This window comes from Cricetibacter osteomyelitidis (genome assembly GCF_004340985.1).
Taxonomy (GTDB): Bacteria; Pseudomonadota; Gammaproteobacteria; order Enterobacterales; family Pasteurellaceae; genus Cricetibacter; species Cricetibacter osteomyelitidis.
The window spans coordinates 1-14629 of the sequence record NZ_SLYB01000044.1 but is presented as its reverse complement, the minus strand read 5'-3'; the positions used below and the strand labels follow the sequence as shown (position 1 = coordinate 14629).

Here is a 14629-nt window from a genome sequence, read left to right as displayed (position 1 = left end):
ATCACACCAAAACGAACCGAACACCGGGGCAATGTGCTGATTGATCTTTCGACAGAAAAACTGTTTCGAGGTTATAAATCTATTAAGGTTGTGGAAACACAAAGTGTCCCTAAACCCGGTGTTGATATTTTTGTGGTTAAAGTAAAATACCCGAAACTGGGCGAAAAAACCGATACCTTCTGGCAAAAGCACCGTGCCGATTATTTTGAAGGTGAAATTATCTTGGAAGGAAATTATTAATGAACACACCGAACTACACTCCGGATATGGTTTCGCGTAATGTGAAACCGTTGGGCAATGGCGTGCTGGAAATCACACGTTATAACTTAAGTTATTTTAAAGCCATTTTGGTTTGGCCTTGGTTTATCATTGTAACCGTTATAACCCTTAATGATATTATGTCAAAAACCGGCATGTATAACGATATTCAATGGGCTATTTCTGTTGATTGGGCTTTAGAAGATACTTGGCAACTAGTCAGTGGAGGAATGGAAGTGTCAGGAACACCAATAACTCCAGAAGCCTATTTAGATTTTAAAATGAGAATGCTAAATAAACACCCTGATGCAATCTATTACGGCTGGTTTTATATCCTATTCCCTATTTTCTGGTTTATTTTACTTTGCCTACCCAATGCCCGCCCGGTGCGTATTGACGCTAAACGCCGCCTGATTTATTTTCAATGGTGGGGCAGATTTTATATTAAACAATACCCCGAAAGTTTAAAGCAGAACGAACAACGTTTAATCTACTTTCTGCAAACGGATTTTCATTCCTCTTGGCTGAATCGGGATGCCATGAGCTGCCTGATTATGGATATTCCTTATGAAAATCCCGCACGCAATAAAAAAGCCTCGGTAGCACTGGGTGCGTATCGCCCCGTGTGCGAATATCAAAGCTATTACCTACGCGATTTTATTGTGGATTATTTAAGAGCTTCCAACCCCGATATAGAATTTGCCCACTATTTCAACAAACAAAAAACCATTTGGCAGGATTACTTCCGCTGGTTCTATCGCTTCAGCCTATTCCCAACCTTGGGCTATAACGAAAAGAAAACCGAAGCAAAAATCCAAGCCTGGCTTGAAAAATACGGGGATGAACGGTAAAACTTATTAAAATCAGACCGCACTTTTGGGGCGCTCACTTTGATTTCATTAAGTGCGGTTAATTTTTACTTAATTTTCTGATAGTTAAAGTGAATGTATAGGAACATTATGATTCCCACAGCAGCTAAACCGCCCCCTACATAACCCACATTGGTGATACCTAAATTGTGCATTACGAGATTACCGATTAACGCACCGCCGCCGATACCAATATTGTAGATACCGGAAAAAATCGACATGGCGACATCAGTGGCATCCGGGGCATATTGCAGCACCCGCAACTGGAAGACTAAGCCGATGCCGGAAATTCCAATCCCCCACACGAAAATCAATAAGAACATTGCAACAATATTGTCGCTTAGCGGCAATAATAATGCCAATCCTACCAATAAATGCAGCATCATCAGCATTAAGAATTTATTAGGTCCTAAACGATGGAAGCGGTTAAATAATAAACTTGCCACCACACCTGATACGCCAAATACTAACAATAACGCCGTGCCTTGTGTGGCAGTCATTTTGCTCACACTAATCGCAAAAGGTTCCACATAGCTATATGCAGTAAAGTGTGCGGATACCATCACAATGGTTAACGCATACAAGCCCATTAATAGCGGGCGTTTCATTAATGTTGGAATGCTGCTAAGCGACCCGGTATTTTTCGCCGGTAAATTCGGTAATAAACGAAAAATAAAGATCATCACCACAAATGCCATAATACCGATTAACCCAAAGGTCATTCGCCAACCTAATAATTGACCGATAATACGCCCTAAAGGTAACCCTAATACCATTGCCAGTGCGGTTCCCATTGCTAATAAGCCCAATGCTTGGGATTTTTTATCTCGCGGGGCAACCCGCACGACTAAAGAAGCGGTAATTGACCAAAAGATCGCGTGAGCCATCGCCACACCGGCACGGGCAAGCAATAAAACCCAGAAATTCCACGCCACCGCAGACAAAATATGGCTGGCGATAAATAAAATAAATAGTTTAATCAATAAACTGCGACGTTCCAGTTTTGCCGTTAATAACATAAACGGCAGCGACATTAGCGACACAATCCACGCATATACCGTGATCATCAAGCCTACTTGGGAAACCGGCATATCAAAACCCTGAGCAATATCAGACAAAATCGCCACAGGAATAAATTCAGTGGTATTAAAAATAAAGGCACTAAAGGCAAACACAATTACCCGCATAAAAGCAATTCGGTTCACCATTTTATGATCTAACATAGCTTTCCAACAAAAATCAAAATTAAGGGAGCGTATTTTACACGTTTAAGTACGATTTTACAGCAAAATCATCTTAATTTAACCGCATAATTTGCACTAACCCAATCTATCCTTTTTTGAGCTAAAACAAATTTTCTGATAATAAAAAGTTTATAATTACCCAATTCGAGTTAATTGGAAAAATCTAATGGATAAACAACGAAAAGTTACCCGCTTATGCGTGCAAACCGCTTTATTGTTGTTACAACACGGCGCTGAAAGTGCGGTGATTGTGCAAATGACCCACCGTTTGGGCATTGCATTAGGGATGGAAAGCGTGGAATGTGCGTTAACACCCAATGCGGTGATTGTCACCACGCTAAATAATGGGCATTGCATCACCACCGCCCGTAAAAATATAGATAAAGGTATTAATATGCGGGTGGTGACGGAAGTGCAGCGTATTGTGATTACGGCAGAACATAAGATCTATGATCTCGACAAAGTGCGGTCAAAACTAGAACATATTTCAATGGAAAAATACCCCCACTGGCTTGTGGCCTTAATGGCGGGGCTATCCTGTGCTTGTTTTGCTCATTTAACCGGAGCGGATTGGATCACCTTTCTGCTCACGTTTATCGCATCTGCCGGGGCAATGATTGTACGTCAGCAACTGACCAAATTGCACTATAATTCCTTGATTGTGTTTGCTGCCACTGCATTTGTAGCTTCGCTGATTGCGGGTATCGGTCTGAAATATCAATGGGGCAACGATCCGCAAATTGCACTGGCCTCCAGCGTATTATTGTTAGTCCCCGGTTTTCCTTTGGTCAATTCCATTGCCGATATTTTAAAAGGTCACACCAATATGGGGCTGGCTCGCTGGACTATTGCCACAGTGCTAACTTTTGGAGCCTGTATCGGTATCGTATTTGCCTTGAGTTTACTGAATATCACGGATTGGGGAAACTAGAATGGACTTATTATTGAGATTATTAGATGATATGTTTTTTGCCGCAATTCCGGCGGTGGGATTTGCTTTGCTGTTTAATGTGCCGGTCAGCGCCTTAAAATACTGTGCAATTTTAGCCGCACTTGGGCACGGATTACGCACCCTGCTTATTCAACAATTCGGCGTTCCGCTGACTTTCAGTACATTTTTTGCATCCAGCTTAATCGGTTTTATCGGTGTGTATTTATCTCAACGCTATTTGGCTCATCCTAAAGTCTTTACCGTGGCAGCAATTATTCCGATGATCCCCGGTGTTTATGCCTATAAAGCCATGTTGGCCATTGTGCAAATTCAACATTACGGTTACAGCGAAGCGCTTTTTATTCAAATGATTGATTATTTTATTAAAACCGCGTTTATATTAGGTGCGTTAGTATTCGGATTAGCACTGCCGGGATTGCTATTTTATCGGAATCGACCGGTAGTTTAGGCTGTTGAAATCGGTGGACATTCCGTCCACCTTACATATTGCCAAACCAATCTTTAACCCGTTGATTAATGTCCGCAAAATCTAATTCAGCCTGCACTAACAAACGTTGCCAATATAAATCCGGCACACGATTATAAGGTTCGGCAATCGCTTCCAAATGCGCTAAACATTGTTCAAAATCCACCGCACTTTCATCGGCGATTAACGCCAAATACTTGCCGATATTCTCATTGGGTACAATTTGCAGTTGGGTTTCACCTTGCAGATAATCTCGCATATAGCGCGTTAATTGCTCAAGTGCGGTGGATTTATCCAAAGTTTTCGTAGCCGTGACTTTGCCGTTTTTATCGTAAAACAATGCCGGTGGTATTTCGCTTTCGGAGTGAGCCTGTAAAGCCAAATAATAAAGCCAGCTTTGAATGCGATCTTTATCCCGCACATTGCTTACTCGCCAATCAATCCGCTGTGTCAGTTCGCCGTATAATTGTCCGATATTGCCTTGCAAATGCACGGTTCGTCCATCGATGTCAACAGGTAAGTCTAAGGTTAGCGATTGTGCCGATTGAACCAAATAATCCGCTAATGTCGTTTTTAACACCGCAATATCCGTCTGTAAACCGTCGGCATAAACCGTGGCGAACTCCGCTCGTGGCAGAATGCCTTTCACTTTTAAACGGGCAAAATAATCCTGCCACTCGGCATCGGAAAATTTCAATAACTCACCACGAATTTGATATTTTTCCAAACCGTCCAAGGTGAAATTTTCGCTGTCCGCGATCAAATCCTGTTCATTACGAAAATACACGCCAAGGCGTTTTTCAAAGAAAAATTTCACCGGATGTTGCACAAATTCAATTAAGCGTTGCAAATCAATCACATTAGTTTCGTCAGATTGTGCCGGAATGGGTTGATTAAAGGGTTTAACTTCCGTGCCTTGCAACACCGGCAACCATTGTTTGGCAAAAGAGCGGTGGTTTTTATCAAAGTTTTTTGCACTGAAAATCGTCATCGAATAATTGTGAATCAAATCATCCGTGGTCGCATTGCTGTTATCCGTTAAATATGTCAGCAGCTGACTTACCAACACCGACGGTTCCAGTTTTTGATTGTTAATAATAGATTTGCCCACATAGCTGATATATAACTGCTCGCGAGCAGACAGCAAGGCTTCCAAGAACAAATAACGGTCGTCGTCACGGCGGAAGCGGTCACCTTTTTGTCGGTGATAGTGCATTAAATCGAAGCTGTTCGGCGTTTGCTGGCGGGGATAACTGCCATCATTCATTCCCAACAGACAAATCACCTTAAACGGAATCGCCCGCATCGGCAATAGCGTACAAAAACTCACTCTGCCCACTAAAAATTTCAAACTGTTTTGCGTATCGCTTAATTTTGCCGTCAGCACATCGGCGATCACATCGCTTTCAATCAATTCCTTAAAGGGGATTTCCCGCAATTCATTAATACTTTCTTTGATTTTCAATAAGGTTATCGTATTTTGACTGTTTTCTGCAAAGCATTGATCCACCAATGAAAGTAACTGCTCGCACCATTGTTGAATGTTATGATTTTGCTGTAACACCAACTGCCATTGATACAACTGTTCGATAAATTCCGCCAATGATCCTGTTAATTGACCTTTCAAACCATAACTCGCGTCAAAGCCGACGTTATCCTGCCAAATGCCGTTTTGTTCCCGCATTGCATAACCCAGCAACATTCGCTCAAGTCCCGCTTTCCACGCATTATAGTTATGATGTTGCTGTGTTTTTTCCAAACCGAAACGGATTCCCGCCTGCGCTACCCAACTGCGGATTCTCGGCAACTCATCGGCTTCAATGGCAAAACGCTCGCGAATGGCCGGAATATCTAAAAACGCCAACACATCTTCCGCACCGAACAGACTTTCTTTCAGCTTCAGCAAGGATAAAAATCCCTCAACCAACACATCATTGGCAGTGAGTTTGCTGTCGGAAATAGAATAAGGAATATGTTGCGGATCGCCCTTAAAATGCTCTTTCGGTGCTTGATATTGACCGAATACCGCTTGAATATAAGGGGCATATTGATCGATATCCGCCACCATTACCACAATATCTTTTGGGGTGAGTTCAGGATTTTGTTGAAATAATTGTAATAAATGATCGTGCAGGATTTCCACTTCCCGCATCGGACTATGGCAAGAATGGAACGTTAAAGTGCGGTCATTTTTTTGCCAATTTAACGGATTTTCTGCCGATTGCGGTACTAAATCTAAAATACGGTTTTGCACCTGTTGCAATAAGCCATCCCTTTGATTTTCCGCATAAGCAGCGATTTCGTTAGGCTCCATCTCCGTCAATAAATGCAAGAAATCACGCCCTAATTTGCCCCAAGTAGCCAACAACGGATTGCCGATTTGTAATTTTTCATCGTCAGCAGTGAGCTCATATTGTTCCGTATTAAATAAATTCTGCTGTTCATCAGAAATCAACGGCGATATTTCGTGCGAATAATAGTCTGTGCGGTGACGGGAAACCAATTTTTGCAGATAGCGTTCATCCACAATATCGCCCCAATAAGCACGACAAGGATTATTGAAAAACAGATGCACATCGCAATGCTTGCTCATTGCGTGGAAGGTTTCCAAATACACTTTCGGCAAGGCGGAAATACCGAAAATAAACAGACGTTTCGGCAGATTTTTGGCTTTGCCGTTTTTCAACTGATTGAGATATTGCAAATGCAAATTGGTTCGGTGTCGAGGTTCCGTTTTACCGATAGATTGAAGCACATCCGAAACCAAGGCTTGCCACAACACACCCTGCCAAGCAATATCCTGATGAATTTGAGCAAATAACGTGTCATTGGAATGGGGCGGTAAGCATTGTTTGATTTGACTTTCGATAAAGTGCGGTTGATTTTGCTCCCAATATTTAATCCAATCAGGTCTATACACAAGATATTGGTCAAATAAATCCGCAATTTTACAGGCTAAGTGATAAAGTTTATGTTGTTGAGATTGTTCATTTTTCCGCAAATAACCGGCAAGGCTTTGAAATTCCTCTCGTTCTAAATAGTGCGGAATCAATGCCATTAACCGCCACACCATTGTATCTTTAGCAAATTCACTTTGAGCCGGTACATCAGGCAAATTGCTATTATATTGTTGCCAAATAAAACTTGCCGGCATCGGAAATTTTAAATTTGCTGAAATGCCTTTTTTCTCTGCAATCTGAATCTGCAACCACTGTGCCATCCCCGGACTTTGCACCAAAATGACTTCCGATTCAAAGGGATCGGTAAGAGGATCAACTTCCATTAAATGAATTAATAATTCTTTATGGATTTCAACTTGGTTGGAATGGTAGATGGTGAGCATAGAACATCCATTAATTGCTGACGAAAATGAAAGTTATCATAGCATATTTTCTTCATTTGTAAGATAACGAACCGTGTCAAATAATACGATAACCTTTTCTACAACTCCACCCATTTTTTCTGAAAAAAATACCGCACTTTGACTTTATCTACAGAACATAGCACATCAAATTTCAACTGGTTTTGTGAGACCTGCGATTGGCAAGGTAAACCGACGAACTGTCGCTGTTTTTGATTTTCTGCGATTTGAATGGCCTGATAGCGTTGATAGGTTTCCATTCCGATTTGCCGTTGTGATGCCGTCCATTGATTTACGATAAAAAATATTCCGCTAAATACCGTGAGCGTAAACAATAAACTGACCAAACTCATCCCTTTATATAATTTAAAGCGGTTTGAAATCATACCAACTTTTCTCCGCTAATTGCCATTCGCTAAATTGCTGAATAATGGTCGTGACTTTTGCTTTGCTGTAACTCAACGTGACATTTTCCAGCGTGAGCGTTCCGCCTAGAATCACCGTACCGCTGATTTTGCCCTTGCCGGTCACCGTCAAATTACCTTCCGCCACAATCACGCCGTTCACATTACTGTTGATTTCCCATTTTGCCTCTGCTTCTTTAAACCAATAAAGCTGTGTTGCGATGGATTGTTTGCCGTCTTGCGGGGTCACAAAGTGCGGTGTAAATTGGGCGATTTTTTCTCGGTCGATATACACATCAAATTGTTTTTCATAAGTTTTTTTTGTAGGACTGCGTTTAAATAAGGCTCTGCGTTCACAATAAAAAAACTGTTGCAACCCGCTTTCATCCCGCCCTGAATTTAATGTAACCAAATACACATTACCCGTTTGTTGTAAAGGAATCTGTTGACAGGTGTATTGCGGATTATCACGGGATTGTTGCTGTAATGATTGGCTGTCCGCTACATAGCGTTGCCGTTGGGAAACTATTGTATTGTGCAACCGCAGGTTATCATCATCAAATAATAGCAATAAGCATAACAAACTGCTGAGCATAATTAATAGGGTTAGAGTCATTATGCCGGATTTGGGGAATATTTTGATTTTCATATTTTTCTCATTCATTCGTTTAATAAGGGAATAACCGTATTGGCTTCATATATTAGATTTGGTTGATTTTTCAACCGTCCTTTTATGCGTACTTCCAGTGCTTTCTCGCCTAACCAAGCAAATTTCAGCTCAGTGATTTCATATTCGCTGTTATCCAATAAATCCGTCCAACCACCGTTATTAGTGCAAGCCTGTTCCGCCAAATAACTACGACATTCCGCCTGCTCACAACGTTGACTGATGGCATTTTTATAGGTCAAACGAGTTTCTACCATTTGTTGATTTAACCGATAGCCGAATAATTCGCTTTCAATAGTTTTAGTGGCATTTTGCGATCCGTTCAAACATACGCCTGATTTCTGCACACCAATGCAACCGTCTGCATTAAGATCATAGAAAAACAGTACACAGTCAGGCTTGGGTATATTGATGCTTTTATGCGGTGCATCTAATTCAAATAGGCTTAAATTATTATTCAGCACTTTTTCGTGTTTCGCCCGAAATCCTGTACGGCGAATATCCTTTGCCATCACCTGCAATACTTTATGCAATTCAGATTGCAGTTGTAATTGGTCTAACAATCGATGGTTTTGCTGTTGGGTATGGCTGTAAAAGGTCAAAATCGTCATTAGCAAAAATACTGACAACGCTAGGGAAATCATTAGTTCTAATAGGCTTTGCCCCCTAAATAATTTGGCTTTAATCATTTACGCAAGCACTCATGGATTGATAATCTTTCAACTTCACGCTGCCTACATTAAACAACGAAAACAACGTTCTGCTGTTTCCTGCCTGCAAAATAAAACAGACGGTGGACACCGTATCTCTTGTGCCGTTTAAACGGGAAATTTCCTGTGGATAATATTTTTTACTCACCAACATCGTTTGTTCGGGGAAATAAGGATAATAGAATTGGGCGGATACATTGTTCGGACAGGTTTGCGGATTCAAGCAATCACAAATGCTGTCGCTTTTTAGTTGAGCGGTCAAACACCAACGCTGTTTAGCCAAATCCCGATTCGGCACCAAAAACCAAATATCCGTAGAATTTTCCACCCGCCCTTGAATTTGGCGTAAAAACAAATGCAATTTATGCCGTTCTTTCAACAATACCGCCTGTTCATTGCTTTTCTGCCATGCCGGTAAGGCAAATAGCAAAGCGATACTGACAATCAGCATGGCAATTAATAATTCTAATAAGGTAAAACCTTTAAGCATATTTCTCCCTTTTTTGACCGCACTTTAAGGGAGAGGAAAACGAAAGAAAAGAAATAGTGGAAATTGAAGGAAAATTTTGGAAGCGAGATCACAAAAGAGCATATTATAAATTTAAGTAAATTAATTATATATAACCTTAAGACCTAATTTATAAATGTTTCAATTGGTTCTACAAATAGAAGTACATTTTCATTATTTTTTCTTAGATATTATTAGGTTCTAACCTCGTTAAACCAAGCTACATAATCTAATCGATCATAATATTTCTTGCCGGAACAACCTGAAAACTCAAACAAATCTCCTACTTGTCCTTGATTTTCAAATCCCGGAACATAAAGTGCGGTAGAAATTTCAGGATATTTTTGATGTGTAAACACAATTTTATTTTTATAGGGCAATTGCTCAAATGCCTGTAAATCTTCATAACTGCAACCGTCACGATCCGTCATTAAAATAAACAAATTGTCTAAATTCATGCGTGCCGTGCGTTCTATCCATTTATCTCTCGCTTCCTGTTCGCAGTGATAGTGCATAAAATAAATGGTTAAATCATCCAACTTACCAACAGGATAAGGCTTATCCGTTTGTTCAAAATGCAGCTCCGCCTTCATATAATGTTCAATATTTTGTAAATATTTAATAAAATCTTTCGGCAAAAGACACAAATTTACAAAAGGCGAATTAAATTTTTCACCCAAATCATGCAAAATCAACGCCCCGTTACAATTACTTGAAATCACCGACATAGAATGATTTTTCAACCGCCAACGATTTATCGCGTTAATAAATTTACGCAAAGATTTATTAGTAGCTTTTTTAATTAAATGAAACATAGGATTTTTTGATAAATAATGTTCTAATACAATGATAAAAGGACGGCATATAGCCGTCCTACAAAAGTTACTCCCACTCAATCGTTGCAGGCGGTTTTCCGCTCACGTCATACACCACACGGGAAATGCCATCTACTTCGTTGATGATACGGTTAGAGATTTTACCTAACAGATCGTACGGTAAATGCGCCCAATGTGCGGTCATAAAGTCTATGGTTTCTACTGCACGTAGTGACACAACCCAATCATATTTACGACCATCACCCATTACGCCAACGGATTTCACCGGTAGGAACACGGTAAACGCTTGACTTACTTTGTAGTACCAGTCCGATTTATAGAGTTCTTCAATAAAAATCGCATCTGCGCGGCGTAATAAATCGCAGTATTCTTTTTTCACTTCACCTAATACGCGTACGCCTAAGCCCGGTCCCGGGAATGGATGGCGGTTTAGCATTTCAGCCGGTAAGCCTAATGCTAAGCCAATTTTACGTACTTCGTCTTTAAACAGTTCGCGTAACGGTTCTACAAGACCGAGTTTCATATAATCCGGTAATCCGCCTACGTTGTGGTGTGATTTGATTACGTGCGCTTTACCTGTTTTGCTGGCGGCGGATTCGATCACATCCGGATAGATTGTGCCTTGAGCCAGCCATTTTACGTTGCTCAGTTTGTGTGATTCTTCATCAAACACATCAACGAATACTTTGCCGATAATTTTACGTTTAGCCTCAGGTTCATCAACTCCGGCCAATTCACTTAAGAAACGCTCTTCAGCATTTACACGAATAATATTCAAGCCGAATTTATCACCGAACATGTCCATCACCTGATTGCCTTCATTTAAACGCAATAAGCCGTTATCTACGAATACGCAATGCAAGTTTTTGCCGATTGCACGGTGCAATAATAATGCGGTAACAGAAGAATCTACGCCGCCGGATAAACCTAAAATCACTTCATCATCGCCCACTTGTGCTTTAATACGTGCAACCGCATCTTCAATAATGTTTTCAGCCGTCCATTTAGTTTCACAGCCACAGATTTTCACCACGAAGTTGGTTAATAATTCCAAACCGCGTTTAGTATGGGTGACTTCCGGGTGGAACTGCACGCCGTAAAAACCGCGGGTTTCATCCGACATTGCAGCAATCGGACAAGTCGGCGTTGTACCGGTAATATGGAAGTTAGCCGGTAAGCGGGTAACTTTATCGCCATGTGACATCCATACGTCTAATGCTTCGCCTAAATCGCTTAATAGTTTATCGCCGCGTGGCACTTCCACTTGTGCATAGCCGAATTCGCGGTGATCAGAGCCTTCGGTTAAACCGCCAAGCTGCATTGCCATAGTTTGCATACCATAGCAGATACCTAATACCGGCACGCCGGCATTAAACACGTATTCAGGTGCGCGTGGGCTGTTATTTTCGGTGGTGCTTTCCGGACCGCCGGAAAGGATAATCCCGGTCGGGCTAAATTCGCGGATCTGTTCTTCTGTAACATCCCACGCCCATAATTCACAGTACACACCGATTTCACGTACACGACGTGCAATCAGTTGAGTATATTGTGAACCGAAATCTAAAATCAGGATTTTATGTTGATGAATGTTGTTCATTACAAGTTCTCTCAAATAACAAATAAATTTGGGCGATTATACTGTAATCTATGCCGTTTTTCATTATAATTTGACAAATTACTCGAATGAAAAGGAATACAAAATGACAATCCAACGTTTTCACTGCGGAAAGCGGTTATCTGAAATGGTGATCCACAACGGAACGATTTATTTAGCCGGTCAAGTGCCGGAAACAACAGTGCAAGGCAGTGCTTATGAACAGACCAAAGAGGTGTTGGGATTAATCGACAAACTATTGGCTGAAGCAGGATCGAACAAAGCCAATATTTTAAATGCACAAATTTTTCTGGCTGATATAGCGGATTATGCAGAAATGAATCAGGCTTGGGATGAATGGGTGGATAATGCCGACGTCCCAACCCGTGCCACTGTGGAAGCCAAACTTGCCGCACCGGAATGGAAAATTGAAATTGTGATTACTGCTGCGGTTTAATATGAATTTCAATAAAAGTGCGGTGTTTTTTGCGATAATTTTCGGTTTGAATGCCTGTGATGATAATCCCAAGCAAACCGAAACCAGCCCAGTATCCTTAGAATTATTGCAACAACAAGTCATAGCGCAACAAAAAATTCTGCAAGAACAAGAACAACGCAGGCTTACTCGCGGCGTTTATAGCGATCTTACGTTAAATTTGCTGCAAGCGAATAATGCGGAGCAAATGACTTTCTTGCGCGATTTACTGGAAGGTTTGGTAATTTATGATCGCAACGGTAATATTGTGCCAGCCGTCGCAGAGAAATGGCAAAGCGAGGATAATAAAACCTGGATTTTTATCTTACGCCCGAATATTAAGTGGTCTAACGGCGAAGCACTCACCGCCCACGATTTTGTGCGTGCTTGGCAGCAATTAGCGTTATCTGACAGCAAATTAAAACATTATCTGCAATTTATCAATTTGGCTAATTCTCAAGCGGTGTTGGAAAAAACACTGCCCGTAGAACAGCTTGGCGTGCACGCATTAAATGATCATACGCTACAAATTCAATTAGATAAATCAACACCTTATTTGCCTAAAATGCTGGCTCATGTTGCCTTATTACCTCGTTACGGCGAACCGGTACAAAAATTTGTAGGCAATGGAGCTTATCAGTTGAAATCGCAAAACGGTAATATTATTCAATTAGAAAAAAATCTTCACTATTGGAATAATGCCGCCGTGGCGTTTTCTGAAGTACAATATCAAAAAATTACGACACAACAAGCGCTGACGAATATTGATTGGGTGGATAATCCGCTGGTGACGCAATCGAAAAGTGCGGTCAATTTCCCGCAACTTTGCACTTATTTCTATGAATTTAATTTCAAGGATCCGATGCTAAAAGAAAGTGCGGTGCGAAAAGCTTTAGTTTCGATGATCTCGCCTATCAGCATAGTACAAAATGAAAATATTAACGCACGAGCCAATGGCAGCTATTTGCCAAAAAATCTGCAATTTGAAGATGAACGCAGTTGGGCACCCACCGTATTGGAACAGCTGTTCACTTCTTTCAATATTAGTGAAACTAACCCGCTTAAATTGCGATTGACTTATGACAACACAGCACCGCACTCAGATATTGCTAATCGATTAATTCGAGCCTGGTCACAATCTGATTTGCTCCGTATTGAAGCCGACCCGCAACCACGAACCAAGATCTTGGAAAAACGAATGAAAGGCGATTTTCAGCTGATCCGTTCCGGTTGGTGTGCAGATTACAATGATCCGTCCGCTTTTTTAAATCTGGCTTATTCAAAAAGCCCTGATAATAAAACAGGTTACAATAATCCGGATATCGACAAATTATTGGAACAATCTTTAGATAAAAAAATAACTGAGGAAAAACGCACCGCACTTTATCAACAGATCTATCAAATTTTGCGTGATGATGTTGTTGTTTTACCAATTTTTCAATATATGAAACCTGTTCATATTAAATCAAACCTGAAAGGCTATAACGTAGAAAACCCGACAGAAGTAATTTATAGCAAGGATTTATGGCGGGATAGATAAAATCAAGACGTGTCTCAACTCACAGCTGCGCGAAGCAGCTGCTTTGCCCCCTATTACCGGTGGCAAGCATTACAAGGGCGTTTCAACTCACAGCTACCTGTGGGTAGCTGCCAATGAGCTTAATTCCAACATACTCACCGAAACAGTTTCAACTCACAGCTACCTGTGGGTAGCTGCATTGAAGCCCGATCACCTATTAAGTGAAAATAAAAGTTTCAACTCACAGCTACCTGTGGGTAGCTGCAAATACATCACGGATTCTTGGTTTGCGCCGTGTCGTTTCAACTCACAGCTACCCATAGGTAGCTGGCACCAGCTTCCTTCAATATCCCACTGCATACTAGATTGTTTCAACTCACAGCTACCCGTAGGTAGCTGGTTTGTAAATTTGGTCGGCAACAAACGTAGGCAAATTGGTTTCAACTCACAGCTACCCGTAGGTAGCTGGCCTTTAAGGGCGTTCACATTGGGTTTGATGATTTGTTTCAACTCACAGCTACCCGTAGGTAGCTGGAATTGTGAGGGTTTTAAAGGGATTAAAATAAAATTAGTTTCAACTCACAGCTACCCGTAGGTAGCTGGCCACTCAACGCGGGCTGGAGTTAATCGGTGAAGCTGTTTCAACTCACAGCTACCCGTAGGTAGCTGGTGTGTAGTGGTCAACAAATTTTTCAGTCCCTGATAGGTTGTTTTTAAATAATCGGAGTGAGTCCATCAAGATATTGATGTGGACGAGCATAATTAT

The 14629-nt window shown here is 41.1% G+C and carries 14 protein-coding genes and 1 CRISPR repeat array; of the genes, 6 read left to right on the top strand and 8 right to left on the bottom strand.

What is annotated here, in order from left to right; genetic code table 11:
- On the top strand, positions 1 to 240 hold a 240-nt coding region (locus tag EDC44_RS12505), incomplete at its 5' end, for a hypothetical protein (protein WP_131979613.1).
- The gene (locus tag EDC44_RS12500) at positions 240 to 1109 is read left to right on the top strand and encodes a hypothetical protein (RefSeq protein ID WP_131979609.1); all 870 of its coding nucleotides are present in this window, start codon (positions 240 to 242) and stop codon (positions 1107 to 1109) included. The genes EDC44_RS12505 and EDC44_RS12500, both read left to right, overlap by 1 nt.
- Positions 1110 to 1174: 65 nt before the next feature.
- Here the strand turns inward: EDC44_RS12500 and EDC44_RS12495 are convergent, their stop codons facing one another.
- Positions 1175 to 2350, bottom strand: coding sequence for a sugar transporter (locus EDC44_RS12495; protein WP_131979606.1), 1176 nt, complete (start codon positions 2348 to 2350; stop codon positions 1175 to 1177).
- Positions 2351 to 2537: 187 nt separating this feature from the next.
- Between EDC44_RS12495 and EDC44_RS12490 the strand changes: the two genes are divergently transcribed.
- Positions 2538 to 3302: a threonine/serine exporter family protein gene (locus EDC44_RS12490; protein WP_131979603.1), complete on the top strand. Its 765-nt coding sequence runs from the start codon at positions 2538 to 2540 to the stop codon at positions 3300 to 3302.
- Between the two features lies 1 nt (position 3303).
- Positions 3304 to 3771, top strand: coding sequence for a threonine/serine exporter family protein (locus tag EDC44_RS12485; protein WP_131979600.1), 468 nt, complete (start codon positions 3304 to 3306; stop codon positions 3769 to 3771).
- Positions 3772 to 3802: 31 nt separating this feature from the next.
- Here the strand turns inward: EDC44_RS12485 and recC are convergent, their stop codons facing one another.
- The 7 genes from recC to guaA form a co-directional block, all read right to left on the bottom strand.
- Entirely contained in the window at positions 3803 to 7132 is a 3330-nt protein-coding gene (gene recC / locus EDC44_RS12480) for an exodeoxyribonuclease V subunit gamma (RefSeq protein WP_131979597.1), read from the bottom strand.
- 98 nt (positions 7133 to 7230) lie between these two features.
- On the bottom strand, positions 7231 to 7536 hold the full coding sequence (locus EDC44_RS12475) for a DUF5374 domain-containing protein (RefSeq protein ID WP_131979594.1): 306 nt from the start codon (positions 7534 to 7536) through the stop codon (positions 7231 to 7233).
- The gene (locus EDC44_RS12470) at positions 7517 to 8203 is read right to left on the bottom strand and encodes a DUF2572 family protein (RefSeq protein WP_165870268.1); all 687 of its coding nucleotides are present in this window, start codon (positions 8201 to 8203) and stop codon (positions 7517 to 7519) included. Before EDC44_RS12470 ends, EDC44_RS12475 begins: the two co-directional genes overlap by 20 nt.
- 11 nt (positions 8204 to 8214) lie before the next feature.
- A complete protein-coding gene (locus EDC44_RS12465; protein WP_131979588.1) occupies positions 8215 to 8910 on the bottom strand; it encodes a PulJ/GspJ family protein in 696 nt (231 codons plus the stop codon).
- The gene (locus EDC44_RS12460; RefSeq protein ID WP_131979585.1) at positions 8903 to 9421 is read right to left on the bottom strand and encodes a type II secretion system protein; all 519 of its coding nucleotides are present in this window, start codon (positions 9419 to 9421) and stop codon (positions 8903 to 8905) included. Before EDC44_RS12460 ends, EDC44_RS12465 begins: the two co-directional genes overlap by 8 nt.
- Before the next feature lie 212 nt (positions 9422 to 9633).
- Positions 9634 to 10254, bottom strand: a complete 621-nt coding sequence (locus EDC44_RS12455) for a DUF1919 domain-containing protein (protein WP_131979582.1) — start codon at positions 10252 to 10254, stop codon at positions 9634 to 9636.
- A gap of 67 nt (positions 10255 to 10321) precedes the next feature.
- Positions 10322 to 11872, bottom strand: a complete 1551-nt coding sequence (gene guaA, locus EDC44_RS12450) for a glutamine-hydrolyzing GMP synthase (RefSeq protein WP_131979579.1) — start codon at positions 11870 to 11872, stop codon at positions 10322 to 10324.
- A gap of 103 nt (positions 11873 to 11975) precedes the next feature.
- Between guaA and EDC44_RS12445 the strand changes: the two genes are divergently transcribed.
- Positions 11976 to 12326, top strand: a complete 351-nt coding sequence (locus EDC44_RS12445; protein WP_131979576.1) for a RidA family protein — start codon at positions 11976 to 11978, stop codon at positions 12324 to 12326.
- Between the two features lies 1 nt (position 12327).
- Positions 12328 to 13884 (top strand): peptide ABC transporter substrate-binding protein, encoded by a 1557-nt coding sequence (locus EDC44_RS12440; RefSeq protein WP_131979573.1) that lies wholly within the window; start codon positions 12328 to 12330, stop codon positions 13882 to 13884.
- Positions 13885 to 13963: 79 nt separating this feature from the next.
- A CRISPR array of direct repeats spans positions 13964 to 14533; the repeat unit is 32 nt; unit sequence GTTTCAACTCACAGCTACCCGTAGGTAGCTGG.
- Positions 14534 to 14629 lie beyond the last annotated feature (96 nt).

What these genes read in the sequence shown, in the direction of transcription:
- EDC44_RS12455 (WP_131979582.1), bottom strand. Translation starts at nt 10,254, where the DNA reads ATGTTTCATTTAATTAAAAAAGCTACTAATAAATCTTTGCGTAAATTT.
- EDC44_RS12485 (WP_131979600.1), top strand. Translation starts at nt 3,304, where the DNA reads ATGGACTTATTATTGAGATTATTAGATGATATGTTTTTTGCCGCAATT.
- EDC44_RS12495 (WP_131979606.1), bottom strand. Translation starts at nt 2,350, where the DNA reads ATGTTAGATCATAAAATGGTGAACCGAATTGCTTTTATGCGGGTAATT.
- EDC44_RS12500 (WP_131979609.1), top strand. Translation starts at nt 240, where the DNA reads ATGAACACACCGAACTACACTCCGGATATGGTTTCGCGTAATGTGAAA.
- EDC44_RS12460 (WP_131979585.1), bottom strand. Translation starts at nt 9,421, where the DNA reads ATGCTTAAAGGTTTTACCTTATTAGAATTATTAATTGCCATGCTGATT.
- EDC44_RS12445 (WP_131979576.1), top strand. Translation starts at nt 11,976, where the DNA reads ATGACAATCCAACGTTTTCACTGCGGAAAGCGGTTATCTGAAATGGTG.
- EDC44_RS12440 (WP_131979573.1), top strand. Translation starts at nt 12,328, where the DNA reads ATGAATTTCAATAAAAGTGCGGTGTTTTTTGCGATAATTTTCGGTTTG.
- EDC44_RS12465 (WP_131979588.1), bottom strand. Translation starts at nt 8,910, where the DNA reads ATGATTAAAGCCAAATTATTTAGGGGGCAAAGCCTATTAGAACTAATG.
- recC (WP_131979597.1), bottom strand. Translation starts at nt 7,132, where the DNA reads ATGCTCACCATCTACCATTCCAACCAAGTTGAAATCCATAAAGAATTA.
- EDC44_RS12470 (WP_165870268.1), bottom strand. Translation starts at nt 8,203, where the DNA reads ATGAAAATCAAAATATTCCCCAAATCCGGCATAATGACTCTAACCCTA.
- EDC44_RS12490 (WP_131979603.1), top strand. Translation starts at nt 2,538, where the DNA reads ATGGATAAACAACGAAAAGTTACCCGCTTATGCGTGCAAACCGCTTTA.
- guaA (WP_131979579.1), bottom strand. Translation starts at nt 11,872, where the DNA reads ATGAACAACATTCATCAACATAAAATCCTGATTTTAGATTTCGGTTCA.
- EDC44_RS12475 (WP_131979594.1), bottom strand. Translation starts at nt 7,536, where the DNA reads ATGATTTCAAACCGCTTTAAATTATATAAAGGGATGAGTTTGGTCAGT.